The organism is Streptomyces muensis, assembly GCF_021474425.1.
In the GTDB taxonomy this organism is placed as follows: Bacteria; Actinomycetota; Actinomycetes; order Streptomycetales; family Streptomycetaceae; genus Streptomyces; species Streptomyces muensis.
This window is the reverse complement of sequence record NZ_JAKEIP010000179.1, coordinates 1-17371: the sequence shown is the minus strand read 5'-3', so window position 1 is coordinate 17371 and position 17371 is coordinate 1. Positions and strand designations below refer to the sequence as shown.

At 70.1% G+C, this 17371-nt stretch carries 16 protein-coding genes and 1 pseudogene; 9 read left to right on the top strand and 8 right to left on the bottom strand.

The window, feature by feature from the left end; translation table 11 throughout:
* Window positions 1-166: 166 nt before the first annotated feature.
* The gene (gene pabB / locus L0P92_RS31010; protein ID WP_234766368.1) at window positions 167-2605 is read right to left on the bottom strand and encodes an aminodeoxychorismate synthase component I; all 2439 of its coding nucleotides are present in this window, start codon (window positions 2603-2605) and stop codon (window positions 167-169) included.
* Between the two features lie 29 nt (window positions 2606-2634).
* Window positions 2635-3213, bottom strand: a complete 579-nt coding sequence (locus L0P92_RS31005; protein ID WP_234766367.1) for an antibiotic biosynthesis monooxygenase — start codon at window positions 3211-3213, stop codon at window positions 2635-2637.
* A gap of 204 nt (window positions 3214-3417) precedes the next feature.
* On the opposite strand from L0P92_RS31005, the gene L0P92_RS31000 reads away from it, so the two are divergent.
* Both L0P92_RS31000 and L0P92_RS30995 read left to right on the top strand, forming a co-directional pair.
* Entirely contained in the window at window positions 3418-4197 is a 780-nt protein-coding gene (locus L0P92_RS31000; protein WP_234766366.1) for a DUF3050 domain-containing protein, read from the top strand.
* 510 nt (window positions 4198-4707) lie between these two features.
* Window positions 4708-4884: a hypothetical protein gene (locus L0P92_RS30995; protein ID WP_234766365.1), complete on the top strand. Its 177-nt coding sequence runs from the start codon at window positions 4708-4710 to the stop codon at window positions 4882-4884.
* 592 nt (window positions 4885-5476) lie between these two features.
* On the opposite strand, the gene L0P92_RS30990 is transcribed toward L0P92_RS30995, so the two are convergent.
* Both L0P92_RS30990 and L0P92_RS30985 read right to left on the bottom strand, forming a co-directional pair.
* Window positions 5477-5890 (bottom strand): SsgA family sporulation/cell division regulator, encoded by a 414-nt coding sequence (locus L0P92_RS30990; protein ID WP_234766364.1) that lies wholly within the window; start codon window positions 5888-5890, stop codon window positions 5477-5479.
* An 830-nt stretch (window positions 5891-6720) separates the two neighbouring features.
* Window positions 6721-8304 (bottom strand): ATP-binding protein, encoded by a 1584-nt coding sequence (locus tag L0P92_RS30985; protein ID WP_234766363.1) that lies wholly within the window; start codon window positions 8302-8304, stop codon window positions 6721-6723.
* A gap of 631 nt (window positions 8305-8935) precedes the next feature.
* Between L0P92_RS30985 and L0P92_RS30980 the strand changes: the two are divergent.
* From L0P92_RS30980 to L0P92_RS30970, 3 genes and pseudogenes are all read left to right on the top strand, one after another.
* Window positions 8936-9073, top strand: a pseudogene (locus L0P92_RS30980) (undecaprenyl-diphosphatase); the annotation flags it as partial.
* A 145-nt stretch (window positions 9074-9218) separates the two neighbouring features.
* Entirely contained in the window at window positions 9219-9398 is a 180-nt protein-coding gene (locus tag L0P92_RS30975; RefSeq protein WP_234766362.1) for a hypothetical protein, read from the top strand.
* 36 nt (window positions 9399-9434) lie between these two features.
* Window positions 9435-10019, top strand: coding sequence for a chloramphenicol phosphotransferase CPT family protein (locus L0P92_RS30970; protein WP_234766361.1), 585 nt, complete (start codon window positions 9435-9437; stop codon window positions 10017-10019).
* Between the two features lie 94 nt (window positions 10020-10113).
* Here the strand turns inward: L0P92_RS30970 and L0P92_RS30965 are convergent, their stop codons facing one another.
* On the bottom strand, window positions 10114-11247 hold the full coding sequence (locus L0P92_RS30965; protein WP_234766360.1) for a hypothetical protein: 1134 nt from the start codon (window positions 11245-11247) through the stop codon (window positions 10114-10116).
* A gap of 95 nt (window positions 11248-11342) precedes the next feature.
* Here L0P92_RS30965 and L0P92_RS30960 point away from each other — a divergent pair, with 95 nt between their 5' ends.
* Window positions 11343-11840 (top strand): nuclear transport factor 2 family protein, encoded by a 498-nt coding sequence (locus tag L0P92_RS30960; RefSeq protein WP_234766359.1) that lies wholly within the window; start codon window positions 11343-11345, stop codon window positions 11838-11840.
* A gap of 93 nt (window positions 11841-11933) precedes the next feature.
* On the top strand, window positions 11934-13523 hold the full coding sequence (gene lnt, locus L0P92_RS30955) for an apolipoprotein N-acyltransferase (RefSeq protein ID WP_234766358.1): 1590 nt from the start codon (window positions 11934-11936) through the stop codon (window positions 13521-13523).
* A gap of 37 nt (window positions 13524-13560) precedes the next feature.
* Here the strand turns inward: lnt and L0P92_RS30950 are convergent, their stop codons facing one another.
* A complete protein-coding gene (locus L0P92_RS30950; RefSeq protein WP_234766357.1) occupies window positions 13561-14466 on the bottom strand; it encodes a Gfo/Idh/MocA family protein in 906 nt (301 codons plus the stop codon).
* Complete coding sequence (locus L0P92_RS30945) at window positions 14438-15664, bottom strand: FAD-dependent monooxygenase (RefSeq protein ID WP_234766356.1); 1227 nt, start codon at window positions 15662-15664, stop codon at window positions 14438-14440. The genes L0P92_RS30950 and L0P92_RS30945 overlap by 29 nt, the downstream gene beginning before the upstream one ends.
* Before the next feature lie 137 nt (window positions 15665-15801).
* Here L0P92_RS30945 and L0P92_RS30940 point away from each other — a divergent pair, with 137 nt between their 5' ends.
* Together L0P92_RS30940 and L0P92_RS30935 are read left to right on the top strand one after the other, a co-directional pair.
* A complete protein-coding gene (locus L0P92_RS30940; protein WP_234766355.1) occupies window positions 15802-16419 on the top strand; it encodes a TetR/AcrR family transcriptional regulator in 618 nt (205 codons plus the stop codon).
* Between the two features lie 42 nt (window positions 16420-16461).
* Window positions 16462-16974, top strand: a complete 513-nt coding sequence (locus tag L0P92_RS30935) for a DinB family protein (RefSeq protein WP_234766354.1) — start codon at window positions 16462-16464, stop codon at window positions 16972-16974.
* Between the two features lie 62 nt (window positions 16975-17036).
* Here the strand turns inward: L0P92_RS30935 and L0P92_RS45535 are convergent.
* Window positions 17037-17371 (bottom strand): hypothetical protein (locus tag L0P92_RS45535; protein ID WP_308289772.1); only part of this gene is annotated, 335 nt, incomplete at its 5' end.

Sequence of the window (17371 nt, the reverse complement as noted above, 5' to 3'; positions counted from 1 at the left end):
GGGTTGGACCGCGGGGGCATCGGAGCGTGCGCGGTGGCGGGCGGCCGAGGGGCCGACCGGGCGGTCGCGGCGGCGGAATGCCGGGGCGCCGTGGCATGGGCCGGCGGGTTCGGTACTGCATGTGGAGTGGTGGAGGGGCCCGGGGGCGTCCTGGACGGCTCGGTTTTCATCGGGCGCCCTCCTTCGCGACGCCCGGAACGGCGGTGGACTCGCGGTGGGCGCTGGTACGTGCCTGTTCTGAGGCTCGGGTTCGGCGGCCGCCGACCACTCCCGGCCCTGTGCCAGGCAGGACGGCAGGCTCACGGTGTTCGCCGCTCCATGCCGGCCCCCGGACGGGAGTCCGGCGACCGACCGCCCCTGCCTCCCCTGCCTTCTGACGCGCCCGGCCCCGTGCCGCCGCGGCCTCCCTCTCCCGGCCCGAACCCGGCCGTGCCGGAACCGCCTCCCCTTCCCCGGGCACGCCTGTCCCCGCCTCGGTGAGCTCCCGCAGGGCCCGCATCTGTGCCGCCGTCTTCAGCAGCATCTCGTCATACTCGGCGACCGGATCGGAGTCGAGGACGATCGCTCCACCGGCGCCCAGGTGCAACTCGCCGTCGGCGAGAACGGCCGTACGGATGACGATGCCGAGGTCCGCGCCGCCGCTGCACCCCAGGTAGCCGAGGGAGCCGGAGTAGACGCCGCGGGCTTCGGTCTCCAGTGCGTCGATGATCTCCAGGGTGCGCAGCTTCGGCGCGCCGGTCATCGAGCCGCCGGGGAAGCAGGCCCGGACGCAGTCCACCGCGTCCGCGCCCTCGCGCAGCCGGCCCGCCACGGTGGAGACGAGTTGGTGCACGGTGGCATACGTCTCGGTCGCCATCAGCGTGGAGACACGCACCGTCCCGGTCCTGCAGACCCGGCCCAGATCGTTGCGGAGCAGATCGACGATCATCAGGTTCTCGGCACGCGTCTTGGCGTCCGCCGCCAGCCCGTCCCGCAGCCGGGCGTCCTCCTCCAGGTCGGCGCCGCGCGGCGCGGTGCCCTTGATGGGGCGGGCCTCGGCGACACCGTCCCGGGTGATCCGCAGGAACCGCTCGGGGGAGGACCCGGCCACATCAAGGTCCCCGAACCGCAGGAAGGCCGCGTACGGCGCCGGGTTGACGCGGCGCAGCACCCGGTAGAAGTCGTACGTGTCGGACGGGGCCGGTAACCGGGCGGCGTTGGTCAGACAGATCTCGTAACTGGTGCCCGCCCGCAGCTCCCGTTGGCAGGCCTCGATGTCCGCGAGGTACGTCGCCCGGTCACGGACCAGCCACGGCTCGGCCGCCTCGGGATCCGCCTCGCCGGACATGGGCAGCGGCGGCCGCTCTGTGGCGACGAAGGTCAGACGGGCCAGCGTGCTCTCCAGCCAGTCCGCGGCTTCCCGGGCGGCCTGCGGGGTGTCCTCCGCCAGGCAGACCGCGTAGGTGAAGCCCTCCTGATGGTCCACCGCGATCAGCCGGTCGGCGAACAGCCAGCAGGCATCCGGGGTCCTGGCCCGGTGGCGGTTCGGCGAGCCGCAGTCCGCCTTCGTCTCGTAGCCGAAGTAGCCGACATAGCCCCCGGTGAAGTCGAAGGGCAGCCCCGTGGCATCGACGTGACGGCTCGCCAGCTGCCGCTTGAGGTAGTCGAAGACGCTTGCCGCGACCTTGCGGGGCGGCCGTCCGGACCGCTCGATCTCACAGCTGCCGGCGTCGACGTCGTACCTTACGAACTCGGCGAGCGGCCCGCTGTCGTCGCCAAGGAAGGAGAACCGGGACCGCCCGTCCTCGATCAGGGAACTGTCCAGCCAGAACGCGCGCGGTGAGGCACCGTACAGCCGGGTGAAGGCGGCCTCTGTGTCCACAGGGCCGGTGATACGGCGGGTGTGCAGACGGTAGGCGGGACGGCTGGCGACGCGGGGACGGGACGGTATCGATGTGCGGCTCCGCCGCGTGGGCGCGATCGGCGCCGAGGTGACAGCCGCGGCAGGCGCGGGCACCGCGGTGTTCTTCGTGCGAGACTTGCGGGCCCGCTCGGCCGTGAGGTTGCGGAAGTTCACGAGCATGCGGTGGCCGTACTCGGTCAGGACGGACTCCGGATGGAACTGCACCCCCCACAGAGGCCTGTCCCGGTGCCGCAGCCCCATCAGGACGCCGTCCTCGGCCCAGGCGGTGGCCTGAAGCGTCTCGGGCAGCGGCTCGCGCACCGCCAGTGAGTGGTAGCGCACCGCGGTGAAATGCTGGGGCAACCCTTGAAACAGATCCCGCCCGTCGTGCCGGACCGTGGACAGATGCCCGTGCCGGGGCTGTGGGGCAGGATCGACCTGGCCCCGTTCCCCGAGGGCGATGCCCTGGTGGCCCAGGCAGACACCGAGCACGGGAAGCGGGGACGTGGCGAGCAGCCTGGCGCTGATGCCGAAGTCGCGCGAGGTGCCCGGGTGGCCCGGGCCCGGCGACACCACCGCATTGTCGAAGTCGGCAAGATCCGAAATCGAGTCGGCCGAGGCGTCGTTCAGGATGACCACCGGCTCCTCACCGTTGACCTCGGCGATCAGTTGGAACAGGTTGTACGTATACGAGTCATAGTTGTCGATGAGCAGGGTCTTCACCCGCTCACCTCCTTTGATCGATTTCGGACCTACGCGGTCCGTCGCTTGTGCCGGCCACGGAGTGCCCGGAGCGGTGGATACAGCCATTTCCGGAAGAAGCGCTGAAGGCGTGGCATGAGAATCCAGGTGACAAGAGCCGTCACACAGAGACACAACAGCAGCGTGCGAAAGAGCGCGTTGAGGCCACCCAGATAGGGAAGCACGATCAGATTGAACAGGAGCACCGGCGGGAAGACCGCGCTCATATTCACGAACCACAGTTTCCACTTGGACGGCGGAGCCGGCGGCGCGGGCGTGGCCGTCTGCCGTTCGAACCACATCTTGGAGCCGCGTACACGCCTGCGCCCCGCCTCCCGGGCAAACACCTCGGCCCGGGCGTCCAGCCGTGCCCGCGAAGTTGAGTTCTCCCAGGCCAGCGCGGCGCCCTCGCTGGCGAAACGATAGATCACATGCCACTCCGCCTCTCCGTCGACGAGTACGCCACCCCCCATGAACCCCGGCTCCCGTGCGCTCGCGCCAAGCAGGGCCCACCCCCAGGAGTGGAACTCCTCCTCGCGACCCGGCATCACGCGAAAGGCCACGGTGACGGTGACGGGGTTACTGGTCACGCCGTCGAGTACGGAAAGGGAACCCGATGTGTTCAACGTTAAACCAAGATTTTTGATTGTCCGAAACGGGACTCTTGATCGGGTTTCCGACGGTACTACCGGTAAATTATTGGCTGATCCTTACGGGGTTTCGTAAAGCGCTTGCCGAGGGGCGCCAAAAATGCTCAGATCAATATTCCACTCCAGGGAGAGCAAAGGAGAACCATGTCCCGCTACGACTGGAACATGACCCACGAGGGGATCGACCGGGTCCGCGCCGCGATCGAACCCGTACGCAAGGAAGTAACCGCCCACTCGATTTACCAGCGGATCAATAGCCGCGCGGACATGGCGACGTTCATGGAACACCACGTCTTCGCGGTGTGGGACTTCATGTCACTTCTCAAGTCCCTCCAGCGGGACCTGACATGTGTGGACGTCCCCTGGGTGCCGCGCGGCTCGGAAGTGAGCCGACGACTGATCAACGACATCGTACTGGTGGAGGAGAGCGACGAGTTGAACGGCGGTTTCACCAGCCATTTCGAGCTCTACCGCGCGGGCATGACCGAGGCCGGCGCCGATACGACCCCCATCGACACGTTCCTGGCACTGCTCAGGGACGGCCACGACGTGTCGGCGGCGCTGCGTGTCGCGCAAGTGCCCGCCCCCGCGGCCGAGTTCGTGCGCACCACTTTCGGCATCATCGCCGACCGCCCACTGCACTGCCGCGCAGCCGCTTTCGCCTTCTCCCGGGAGGACCTCATCCCGGACATGTTCGACCAGGTGATCAAGAAGGAGGGGGCCGACCGGTTCCCGCTCTTCTGCGACTACCTGGCCCGCCACATCGAGGTCGACGGCGAGGAACACACGCCGATGGCCATGCAGATGGTGGCCGACCTGTGCGGCACCGACGACACCCGCTGGCAGGAGGCCGACGAGACGGCGGCCCTCGCGCTGGCTGCCAGGTCCCGTCTCTGGGACGGGATCACACAGGCCATGACCTGATGCCCGGACGGCCTGAAGCGGCCGATGGAGAGACGGGCGGTGAGGGGTCACCCTCACCCACCGACCGACTGTCCGCCGAACAACAACCGGACGCCGGCCGGAGGACTGGATCAACAGGGAACTGGCCGATACCTTGCGTCGGCTGCGCTCGAGCGCGGTCGCACTCGGCGAACCGGGGAGCCACAGCCTCGACTCTGACCCCATGCAGCTCCGCCCCCAACCGCCGCTACGTCGACCACGACAGCTGCACCCTCGAAGGGTACAAAGATCATCGCGGAAGGAACTGCAAGTCCGACGCCGCTTGGCACTACGACGACGGTCGCACCGCCCCGCTCATCGCGGTCGCAGAGGCTTTCCAGCAAGAGCAGCCGACGTCGACCCCGCTGTGAGCCACGCTGATCGCGATGCCCGGACATCGTAGACAATCTCTGTGGGGCGAGACTGCTTCCACGGCAGCCCCCCGGCATCTGCTCCTCCGCGGCGTCCGCCTGGGCCAGATCCAGCATCTCGATGCCAGACTGCTCGGTCAGCGCCTCGATCGTCTTCACGATTCGCCTCCAAGTCGGCGGTCATCTCGTCCAGCCCGTCCTCGCTGACGGCGGAGTCGTCAAGCAGACCCGGCGGATCCTCGCCCCCCTCCCACCCGTCGCCGACGGGGCCGGAGGTCGACCCATCACCGGCCCGTAGGCCACGCAGCACCCGTGCCGGCGTGAGAGTTCGAAGCCCTCCCGGAACCCGGCCTGCAGGGCGCTCACGATCTCCTTGCACGCTCGGGCCAGATGGCTGCGCGTTCGCCACCGGCCAGTGCTCGCAGGCCTCACGCTCGGGGCTGCCGTGGGCAGCGTGCGGGTCACCGATGGGACCGACGACGAAGCACCCTTCGGAGCTGGGCGGTCTCCTGTCGGAGCGCTTCTGGCATGCGCACGCAGGAACCTCCGATGCCCGCGATGTCGCGTGTCGTGGCGCCGGGCAGCGCGCGCCACGTCGTTCTCCAACAGGTTCCAGCTGTTCGCGTTGCGTTTCCGCCGCTTGACCTGGTGCACCTCCGCCCCGTGGTCGTGCCGGCAGACGAACTCAACCCCGTCACCCAGCGGCCCCACCCGGTTCGACGCAGATCCCTGAAGGTGGTCGGTGAGCCGGACGATGGCTGTATTCGGCGCATCCGTAGTCCGAGCGCGAAGGCCAGCCGCAAGTCGGGGCACCGCTCGTCCAGCGGTTGCACCACCGACGGCAAGGAGTGGGACAGGACGCTCGTCTGCGCCGGTGGTTCCACGTGCGGTCAGGCGACTTCGCCCAACAGCCAGGACAGCTCGTTGTCGAGATCGACGGACGCTCCCTCGAAGCCAGCCGGTACCAGGTGATATGTCCGCTCCAGCCATGGCATCACCACATCCAGCGGCACGGTCAACAGCGCCCGGCCGTCGGGCGAGGAAAGCTCAAGGCACACAAGGCCCGGTTGTTCCGCATCCCCCGGCCATATGTGCACATCACCGAGCCCGCTGGGCCGGACCGTACCCTCAGCAAGCAGGTCACGCGCAAAGACCCAACTGACCGTGGCAAGCCCCTCGACACGGAAGGCGATATGCACGCTGTACGGATCCCACGAGCGGTAGGAAAGACGTGCGGGCACAGGGATGCTCCGCCCCGGGGCCACCACAAGTTGCAATATGCAATCAAGTTCCGCGAGGGACATGCTGGTACTCCACTAACCGGGAATGTCGCTGGGCCAAGGACCCCTGATGATGTTGGCCACCCGCATCGGAGCGCACCTCGCGTGGCAGAGAATGAGGCAGTCGACGCGGCCCGCCGCTCTGCCACTTGCCGTGACCCCGACACAGTCGAACGCCACAGCCCAGCGACCGGCCCACGTCCCACCAACCGCCAAGAACGTACGCCCGACTAAGGGAAAAAAGAACATCTGGCGTTCGTGACATAGGCCATTGAGTGTTGGTCTGCCATTCGAGACGCAGGGGAATAAAAGTTGGGTGAGCGAAACAGTTCGGATGTGATCCGGACTACATCAGCGAAACGTCCAGGTAGCGCAAGCACCACACACCTCTGCGGTTCGAGAGAATACCGCCGAGTTCTACTGCCGAGTAGCGATGTGAGGTCCTTTCCAACCTGCCCAGCAGGATCCCGATCCCAGTCCGGCGGCTCAGAAGGCACCGTGCCGACGGGCCTGCCAAGTGGCGCGACGACGGCACCGACCGCGTGACCCACAACCTGTTGCGCCGGCAGGTGCGCGCGAGCCGCGGCCGCGGCGAGGACCCGTCCGCGATCGTGACGGAACCCGGACCGTGCACAACTCGGTCAACGCACCAGGGCCACGACGGGGCTGGATCCGAGCAAGAAGAGCCGGGGCTGCAAGCGGGGCATCGCCACCGACATCACGAGCTTGCTCATCGCGGTGATCGTGCCGTGATTCCTGGCTGCCGAGCCCCTCCAGCTCCCGCACCGAACCCGTGCTGCTCCGGGAACACGGCCAAGAATCCGGGGGCGATTCTGGCTGAGGTCTCCCGACCGTCAGGCGCGCAGCAGGGTGACGGTGCGCCCGGAGGGCGTGGTCTGCTGCGAGAAGGCGGTGCGCTCGTGGACCGGGGCTGCCTGCGGGCGGGTGTCGAAGACGACGAGGGTGCCCGTGGACAGCTCCATGCGGTCCAGGTAGTCGTCCAGCTGTGCCAGCCCCTCGGCGAGGGGGTCGGGGCGGCCCTGGCGCCACACCTTCAGCTCCAGCGCCTCGCGCTGCACCGCCCGCGAACCGTCGGCAGCGGTGTACGGCTGGCGAATCAGCAGGTCCACACGCCGCCGGCCGACCCCGTACTCCCGGTCGATGAATCCCGCCCCGTTCACGATCCGGTGCAGGTAGGCCATCATCACCAGCTGTGCTGCGGCCTCCGGGTAGGTCGAGGCCGTGGCCAGGATCTCGCCGTTCTCCCGCCAGAACTCGGCGAAGGAGCACAGCAGCTTGTCCATGTCGATCCGGCCGTCCGGCAGCCGGAAGCTGCTCGGAACGGCGACGACCTGGCCCTCCGTGTTGTTCCCCAGGACCCGGACAATGACCTCCTGGTAGATCGGATTGGCCACCCGCACCGGCGCGTCCGGAGCGACCAGCCCCAGGTCGCGCACGTACGCCAGATCGTCGTCGTACGTGTCCGTCGGCAGGAGCAGCTCGCCCGCGATCACCGGCTGGATCACCCGCCGCACCCGGTCCTCACCCAACCTGGCGGCCAGCGAGTCCAGATGCGTCGCACGCGCCAGGATCAGCCGCTCCTTCGCCTCCTCCATGTGCTCGGCCGTGATCGGCGTGTCCGACGGCACCCCCATCTCCTCGACGACCTCCCGGGCCAGCGCGTTGACCAGCCACGGCTGTCCCTGGGTAAAGCTGAAGGCACCCTCCAGCGCATCCACCGTGAAATCCTGGCCCGTCTGAGTGGTGTGCTGCCCGTACAGCTCGGCGACCTCGGCCTCGGTGAAGTCGCCCAACCGCAGCGACGCCACCTTGATGTTGAACGGACTCGACGTACCAAGGCGCCCTGGATCCCCGCCGGAGGCCGCCTTGTAGTCACGCACATCCCGCAGCCCGCACAGCACCACCGCATGCGGGAAGCCGCCACGGCTGACAGTGAAGCCGTTGCGCAACTGGCGCAGCACACTGCGCAGGCTCTCCCCCCGCAGCGCGTCGATCTCGTCGAAGAACAGCGCCAGCGGACGCGGACAGCTCCGCACCCACTGCGTCAGCCCCCGCTGGAGCCGAGCCCCGGGCACCGCGTCGGGCCAGGAGGCGGGGGGCGCGAGCTCATCGGGAAGCCCGGCGGACTCCGCGGACTGCCGGATCGCTTCCAGTACCAGCAGCTCGGCCTGGCCGTAGTCCTCTCCGGCAGGCTCCGCGTTCTCGCACGAGAAGTGCAGTGCCGCGTACCGGCCCGAGGCCGTCAGTTCCCGGGCCATCGCCGCCAGCGCAGTCGTCTTCCCGGTCTGCCGTGGCGCGTGCACCACGAAGTACTGGCCCTGCTCGATGTACCCGCGGGCCCTGGGCAGCCGCTCCTGGGCCGGCACCATGTAGTGACGCGTGGGGACGCACGGCCCGGCCGTATTGAAGTAGCGCATACCTCGCACGCTAGCCGACGGCACCGACAACCTGAGGCGCCCGTGCACCCGACCACCGGCTACACCGCCCCGTAGGGGCACGAGGGCCAGCAGCGGTGCCCCGGTGCGGAGATCACCCGGCGGGCAGACGCAGAAACGCGGCCAGCGCCCGCTGGGGCGCGGTGACCGCTGGAGCGCCTCCGGCGACCGCCAGGGCACCCAGGTCACCGCGGCACAGTTCTTCACGTGCCGATCAGCTCATCCGGGGCACCGTGGTCGTCCCAGTCGGCCTCATGCATCCTGCCCTGGACAGTTTGGCCGCGGGGCAGGGGCCGGTTCCCCGCGACCACGAACGCCGGAAAGCGGCTGTACCTGCTTCGTCACGGCGGCAAGGAGTGGCTGGATGAAGATCGACACAGTCGCATCGCCGTGGAGACGCGCATGGGCCGCGAGGTCGCCGGCGTGGAAGGTCTCTACTCGCCGTTGCCCTGGCCATGGAGCAGGAGATTGCCGATTCGCCGCAAAGCAGGTGGCTGCGCCGTTCGTGGTCGGCGAGGGAGAGCACTGGAAGGCGCCATCTCCCACCGCTCTACCGTTCGATCTTGAAAAGTGGTGGAAAACAGCAGGTCAAAGCCGCTCAGGACACGTCGACATAGTTTCGTTCATGAAGTTCATCTCGACGAAGAGCTTCATGCCGTTCGTCTGGTACCGCATCGCGCTCGGCATCGTCATCATCGCGCTGGTGGCCGCGGGTGTCCTGAGCCCGCACGCGGCGGAGTCGGCAGGCTGACCCGCCCCCTTCTCCCTCCGGGGACGAGACTTCCTGACCGGCGGGTCAGTACGAGCGGGCCCGCCCCAAGTCCGTGACCAATCACATACGTTGTGCGTAGCCGTCCGGTAGCGGACTGTCAGTCCTTACCCCTAGGCTTGTCCGCATGCCCCCTCATTCCTTACGCCCTGGTTCCGTGCGGTCTGCTGCCGAGGTGAACGAGGAGATTCGCGCCCTGTGGCTGCGCGCGGGCGGTTCGCTGTCCGCTCAGGAGCGCGCGGAGTACGAGCTGTTGGTGGTCGAGTGGGCGGCCGCCATCCGCGGCGAGGTCATCGAGGCGGCCTGAGACAGGCCCCCTATCCGGGCACCTAAGATCCACTCCATGGAGCACCTGGATCATGTACCCGCCCGCCGTGGTCTCGTCATCTTCCTGAACGGCACGTCCAGTTCGGGCAAGTCGAGCATCGCCGCCGAGCTGCTGCGGATCCTCGACGAACCGTATTTCCATCTGCCCGTCGACGCCTTCCACGCGATGCGCTCCCGTACCCCGGTCCCGCCGGACCAGCTGCCGACCGTCCTCCATCGCACCTGGCAAGGCTTCCACCGTGCGGTCGCCGGCATGGCCGCGGCCGGCAACAACGTCGTCGTCGACCATGTGCTGAGCGCCGAGTGGCGTCTGCGGGACTGTCTGTCGCTCTTCGTTCCGCAGGACGTCGTTCTCGTCAAGGTGCACTGCACTCCTGAGGAACTGGAGCGACGGGAGCGCGGACGGGGCGACCGGCCGGCCGGTCTCGCCGCCGCCCAGCTGGCGCGGGTGCACGCACACGGCGTCTACGACGTGGACTGCGACACCACGGACAGCACTCCGCAGGAATGCGCCCTCCGCATCAAGGACTTCCTGGACGAACGCCCGACGCCCACCGCCTTTGAACGACTGCGCGCCGGGGCCGGGCGGGAGTCGCTCTAGTCCGGGGCTGCTCAGAGCGACGCGCTGGTCCGGGCTTGATCAGAGCGACGCGCTGGTCCGGGCTTGATCAGAGCGACGCGCTGGTCTGGCGGATTCACAGCGACGCGAGGGCCTTGTCCACGCGCTGCAGCGTGCCCTGGTGCGTGATCCATCGGCTCAGGGTCTCCAACTCGGTCCGTGCCGCCCGGTCCCCGATCCGAGCCAGCGCGGCGATGCCCGCCGCGGCCACATGCGGTGAGCGGGGAGCGTCTCCCGAGCGGTGGTCCAGGGAGGTCTCCACGAGGCCGACGAGGGCATCGGTGGTGTCCTGTGCGGGCGGCAGGAGCGAGAGCATCCAGGCGAGTCCGCGCAGCACATGGGAGTTGAAGGGGTCCAGGCACACGTTCACGTCGAACGGGAGGTGCGGATGGCCGACCAGCGGGGAGGTCCGGTCCAGGGGAACGAGCTCGAACCATCTGAGCACCGCCCGTCGCGCCTCTTCCGGGCCGACGGCGTCCAGCAGAGCCGACCCGGTCCGTATCCACTTCGCCGACGGTGCGTCGGCCGTCGCCGGGGCCGGATGCGCCAGCAGTCGCAGCCACGGGTCCCCTGCCGCAGTGGCTTCCTTGAGGGCCGCGTCGGCCCATGGTTCACCGGGGTTGAGTACCGGGCCGGGGAACCGGGCCAGCAGGTCCCGCATGCCGGGTTCCACGGCGTTGGCCGCCACCTGTGTGCGGCGGTGGCCCGGCAGGTTCGCGGCGGCGCCGGTGCGCCGGAAGGCGGCCAGGACGGCCGGGGCGGGGATACGACCGGCGGCGAGTTCCGCGTCGGCCAGCTCCCAGATCCGGTGGGTCGACCAGACGACGTACTGGTCCCGCAACTCCGCGAGCTGCTCCTGGCGTTCGGCGGCCAGCAGATCCCCGTCGAGGCCACGGGCGACTCCGGAGGCCACCATGAGCAGCTCGGTGCGGAAGTACGCCAGGTCCCGCATGAACTCCTCGGCCGACCAGACGTCTTCCACCTGGGCGTACCAACGGGCCCATGTCCCGGCGAGCTTCAGCCGGTCCTGGTCGGGCAGTGCCCGCAGCAGCTCCATGTTCTCGGAACCCACGCCCGTCATGGAGCCGTTGTGGCAGGCGGCCCGCATCACGGCGCGCGACAGCTCCGACAGGTCGCCCCGCCGGGCGAAGGCCCGGAACAGGCCTGCCTGCTCTGCCAGGAGCTGTGTGTTCCCCATCCATCTGGTCATGGTCGACAGCGTAGGAGGGCCCACTGACAACGAACGCGTCGAATATCGCCGCACGCCCTCTTGGCTCCGTGCGCCACATGCCCAACACTGAGCCGATGACGCAGCGTGTGGAGCTCGCCACCCTGAGGGACCGGCTTGCGGTCGACGGACTGATCACCGACTACGCGGTGGCCGTGGACGACGGCGACTGGGAGTCGTACCGGAGCCTGTTCGCTCCCGACGGACGCGCGGACTACCGCTCGGCCGGCGGCATCGAGGGGGACGCGGGGAGCGTCGCCGACTGGCTGGCCGAGAGCATGCGGCTGTTCTCGATGCGGCAGCACCTCATCGTCAACCGCAGGGTGCGCTTCGGGATCCTGGAGCAGGACACCGGCGACACCGCCCGGGTCCAGGCCGACTACATCAACCCGATGCGGTTCGCCCAGAACGGCGAGGGCTCCCCGGCCGGCTCCTCCGCCCCCGACTTCGTGTGCGGCGGCCGCTACATGTTCGCGCTGCTGCGCACGGACACCGGCTGGCGACTGCGCGAGGTCGTCGTCCAGGAGAAGTGGCGCCGGCTGCCCGAACGGACCACGCCCGCGATGGTCGACTGAGCCACGCCCGCCACGCCCCGGCGCAGGGTCCCGCTGTCCCGTTGTCAGTGCCTGTGAGCACACTGGAAGCAACCACGGGGTAGGAGGTGATGCATGAAGACGATCAGCCGCTGGCTCGCCTCTCCGTGGCGCCGCTCGGTGGCCGCCGCGTCGGCCGGAGCGCTGCCCGTGCTCGCCTTCCCCGAGCCGTCGTGGTGGTGGTTCGCGTACGTCGCCCTGGTCCCGTGGATGGCGCTGCTGCGCACCGCGCCGACGGGGAAGCGGGCGCTGTACGACGGCTGGTGGGGCGGGTTCGGGTTCATGCTGGCGATGCACCACTGGCTGCTGCCGAACCTGCATGTGTTCACGTTCCTCATCGCCGGCCTGCTCGGTGTGCTCTGGGCGCCCTGGGGCTGGCTGGTGCGCCGGTTCCTGCCCGCCGGGCCGTCCCCGGGGCGGGTCGCGGCCGCCCTCGTGGTCCTGCCGTCCGGTTGGCTGCTGATCGAGCTGATCCGCTCCTGGCAGGGGCTGGGCGGGCCGTGGGGTGTGCTGGGCTCCAGTCAGTGGGAGGTGGCGCCCGCGCTGCGGCTCGCCTCGGTGGGTGGGGTGTGGCTGATCAGCTTCCTGGTGGTGGCCGTCAATGTCGCGGTCGCCGTGCTGGTGGCGGTGCGCCGGTGCCGGGTCGCCGCGGTGGCCGGCCTTGTCGCGACGGCCGTCGCCGCCTCGGCCGCCTGGGTGTGGTCCCCGCGTCCCGACGTCACGGACCGGGTCCGGATCGCCGTCGTCCAGCCGGGAGTCATGAAGGGCGCGGGAGGCGGACCCGATGGGCGGTTCGACCGGGAAGAGCGGCTCACCCGCGAGCTGGCCGGGCGGGGCGCCGACCTGATCGTCTGGGGCGAGAGCAGCGTCGGCTACGACCTGGACGACCGGCCCGACCTCGCGCGGCGCCTCGCGGCGCTGTCCCGGGAGACGGGGACGAACATCCTGGTCAACGTGGACGCGCGGCGCTCCGACAAACCCGGCATCTACAAGAGCTCGATCCTTGTCGGCCCGGACGGCCCGACCGGCGCCCGCTACGACAAGATGCGCCTCGTCCCCTTCGGCGAGTACATACCGGCCCGCTCGCTGCTGGGCTGGGCCACCTCCGTGGGAGAGGCGGCGGCCGAGGACCGCAGGCGCGGCACGGAACAGGTCGTGATGAACGCCGGGCACGGGCTGCGGATCGGCCCGATGGTCTGCTTCGAGTCCGCGTTCTCCGACATGAGCCGCAACCTCGTCGACGACGGCGCCCAGGTCCTGATCGCCCAGTCGGCGACGTCGACGTTCCAGCAGAGCTGGGCCCCCGAGCAGCACGCCTCGCTCGCCGCACTGCGCGCCGCCGAGACCGGCCGCCCGATGGTGCACGCGACCCTGACCGGCGTCTCCGCGGTGTACGGCCCGGGCGGGCAGCGCATCGGCCCCTGGCTCGGCACGGACGCAAGCACCGGCGCGGTCTACGAGGTGCCGTTGGCCGACGGTGTCACGCCGTACATCCGCTTCGGCGAGTGGCCGGTGTACGCGGCACTGCTGATCATGGTCGCCTGGTGCGTGACCGAGGGCGTCCGGAGCCGGCGCCTGCCGCTGAGCCGACGGCCCGCTGCACAACCGCGCGAACGACGACCCGATCATACGACGCCCGACTCGCCGGCCCGCCCGAGGCACTGAACCCGGACCGGCGCACCAGCGGACCGGCGCCAGCGACTCAGGCGGCCCGGTCCTCGACCGCCCGGACGACCCGCTCGCACAACTCGTGCGTCGCCAGCGCGTCCCGGGCACTGAGCACCTTGCCCGCGCGCACGGCGTCGAGGAAGGCCAGTACCGCCTGCTCGATGCCGCGCTGCCGGGCCACCGGGACCCAGTCCCCGCGCCGCCGCACGGTCGGCTGGCCCTTGTGGTCGACGACCTCGGCGAGGTTGAGGACCTGGCGCTTGGTGTCCTGTCCGGACACCTCCAGGATCTCCTCGGCCGAGCCGCTGAGCCGGTTCATCACGCCGAGCGCGGTGAAGCCGTCCCCGGCGAGCTGGAGCACGACATGGTGCAGCAGCCCGCTCTCGACGCGGGCGCGCACGGTGACGTCGACGACGGGGCCGGGCACGAGGAAGCGCAGCGTGTCCACGACGTGGATGAAGTCGTCCAGGATCATCGCACGCGGCTCTTCCGGCAGCCCGATCCGGTTCTTCTGCATGAGGATCAGCTCGCGCGGATGGTCGGCGCACTGGGCGTAACCGGGGGCGTAGCGCCGGTTGAAGCCGACGGCGAGGCTCACGTTCCGCCGGTCGGCGAGCGCCACCAGCCGCTCGGATTCGGCGAGTTGGTAGGCGAGCGGCTTGTCGACGTAGGTCGGCACGCCCGCCTCCAGCAGCCGGGTCACGATCTCGGGGTGCGCGACGGTGGGCGCGTGCACGAACGCGGCGTCGAGGCCCTGCGCGAGGAGCGAGTCGAGGTCGGTGTGCCGCTGCCCGGCCGGCAGGTGCAGGGTGTCGGCGACCCGGGCGAGCGTGGCGGGTGTGCGGGTCTGGAGATGCAGTTCGACTCCGGGCTGGGTGCCGAGCACCGGAAGGTAGGCCTTCTGCGCGATGTCACCGAGTCCGATGCAGCCGACCTTCACGGGGTGTGCTCCTCTGGTGGTTGTCCGCCGGGGTCTGCCTGGAAGCATACGGCCGCTGCGGCGGCCGCCAGTCGGCGATGTCCTCGAAGCCGCGCAGGAACAGCGCGGGCGCGACCTTGGACAGGGCGGCGAGCGTCGTGTTCCGTACGGCGATCCCGGCGCGGTTGGTCATCAGGTTGAGCCGGGCGACCTTGACGGCCTGGCGGGCGACGGCGACCGTACGCGGGAGGCGGGCCGCCGTGTAGGCGGCGAGGTCGTCGCTGTGGTGCGCGAGGACCACCGCGTCCTCGATGGCCTGGTTGCCGCCCTGCCCGAGCGTGGGCGGCATGGCGTGCGCGGCGTCTCCGACCAGGGCGACCCGGCCGCGATGCTGGGCGGGCAGCGGCTCGGCGATGTGGTGGACGTCGTGGCGCAGCACGTCCTCGGGGCGGGCGGCGTCGAGGATCGCGGGGATCGGGTCGTGCCAGTCGCCGTAGCGGCGCAGCAGTTCGGCCTTCTCGTCGTCGGGGGCGCGCTCCCCGGCGGGCGTGATCGCCGCGGCGTAGGCGTAGACGCGGCCGTCCTTGAGCGGGTGGGAGCCCCAGATGCGGCCGGGGCCCCAGGTCTCGTGCGAGGCGAACTCCGCGCCGGGTACCGGGATCACGACCCGCCAGGTGGTGAACCCGGAGTAGACGGTGCCGGGGTGGTCCGGGAAGAGCTTCCGGCGTACGGCGGACCGGACGCCGTCCGCGGCCACCACGAGGTCGGCCTCCAGATCGCCGTCCGTCGTGCTGACGCGTGCGGGGCGGTCGGTGTCTCCCGGGTCGGCCACGGTCGCGGCGACCCCGGTGCGGACGGCTCCGGTCGGGAGCAGTGCGGCGAGGCTGTTGACGAGGGTGGCCCGGTGGAGGAGGACGAGCGGGCCGCCGAAGCGTGCGGCCACCGCGGCGGCGTCGGTGCGGGAGAGCCAGCACCCGGACGGGGTGCGCAGTCCTCCGTCGCCCTGCCAGGCGGCCAGGTCGCGGATCTCGTCGCCGAGCCCGATGACGTCCAGGGCGCGCAGGGAGTTGGGTGCGAGGGAGATGGCCGCGCCGACCGGCTCCAGGGACGGGGCCCGCTCCAGGACGGTGACGTCCCAGCCGCTCTGGTGCAGTGCGGCGGCCGCGGTGAGTCCTCCGATGCCGCCGCCGATCACGACGGCCCGCCTCGACTGTGCCATGGCTCCTCCTGACCACTCAGGTCCTGACGAATCGCGTCCTGACGAATCGCGTCCTGGACGACTCGCGAAACTACAGATGTAGTGTCGCGCTCCCTCGACCGTACTACAGGTGTAGTTCGGAAGGTAGGTTGCTCTTCATGTCCGTACGCACCCCGAGCGCCGCCGCGCGCGCCGACCTCGTCGCCGACACCTCCCTCGCGCTGCTCGCCGAGCGCGGGATGCGCGGGCTCACCCACCGCGCGGTCGACGAGGCGGCAGAACTGCCACAGGGGTCGACGTCCAATGTGGCGCGCACCCGGCAGGCGCTGCTGGAGCTGGCGGTGCGCCGGCTCGCGGAGCGTGAGGCGCGGGTGCTGGCGCTGGAGGAGATGCCCGATCCACGGGGCGGTCTCGACTCCCTGGCCGACGGCCTGGCCCTGGCGACGCACCGCGCCCTGACCCGCAACCGCGCCCTGACCCTCGCCCGCTACGAACTGGCCCTGGAGGCGACGCGCCGCCCCGAGCTGCGCGCCTACTTCGACGCGACGGGCGCCCGCTTCCGCGACCAGCTCGCCGCCCTGGTGACGGCTGCGGGCTCCACGGACCCGGCCCGGCACGTGCTGTCCCTGGTCGCCTGGGCGGACGGGCTGATGTTCAGCTGCGTCGCCGGGTCGTTCGGCTCTCAGGTGCCGAGCCTGGAAGCGGTACGGGCGGGGCTGCGTGAACTGCTCGACGGAATGTTCGGCCAGGGCACGCCCGGAACCGGCCGACCGTAAAACCCCTCGTGCACCGGCCCGAGTTGAGCGACGATGCGGTCCATGACCGTCGAACGCCTTGAGCCCGCCACCACCGCCGACGAGCGCACGATGCTGGAGGGCTGGCTGGACTACCACCGGCAGACCCTCGCCTGGAAGTGCGAAGGCCTGACCGACGCCCAGCTTCGGACCGCCTCCGTGGAGCCGTCGGAGCTGAGCCTGATGGGTCTGGTGCGGCACATGGCCGAGGTGGAGCGGATCTGGTTCCGCCAGGTGCTCATGGCCGAGGACCCGGGCCCGATCTATTACTCCGAGGAGGATCCGGACGGCGAGTTCCACCTCACCGAGGCGGACACCTGGGAGGAGGCGTACGCCACCTGGCAGGCCGAGATCGACATCGCCCGGCGCAACGCGGCGGGCTTCGGTCTGGACGACCTCTCCAAGGGCCGGAGTCGGCCCAGCGGCGAGCAGTTCAACCTGCGCTGGATCCTCACCCACATGATCGAGGAGTACGCCCGCCACAACGGCCACGCCGACCTGGTCCGCGAGCGTGTCGACGGCGCCACCGGCGACTGACGTCAGCGGCGGCGGGAGCACACCGCCCGTACGGGGTCAGAGATCACCCGTACGGAGCAACGTCACCTTCTCTCCTGCCCCAACCGCCTCCGGAACCAGCAGAGTTGCCGCGTGCATCGAACGACGACGACCGCAACGCTCCTGGTCACCGTGGCCGTCTCGGCCCTAGCGGGCTGTACGACGGTCCAGTACCCGCCGCCGTCCGGTGGGCCGGCGGCGCCGTCCCAGCCTCCGGCGCCGCAACCCGTCGGGTCCATGGAACCCGAGGTCGTACAGGCGCCGGCCCGTGAGGCCCTGACGCTCATCGAGCCGTCCCGCCGCCCGACCCCGGCGACGTCCGCCGCACAGTCCACGTCCCCCACGGCGCCGGGGTGGGGCGGCGGGACGGCTCGATGAG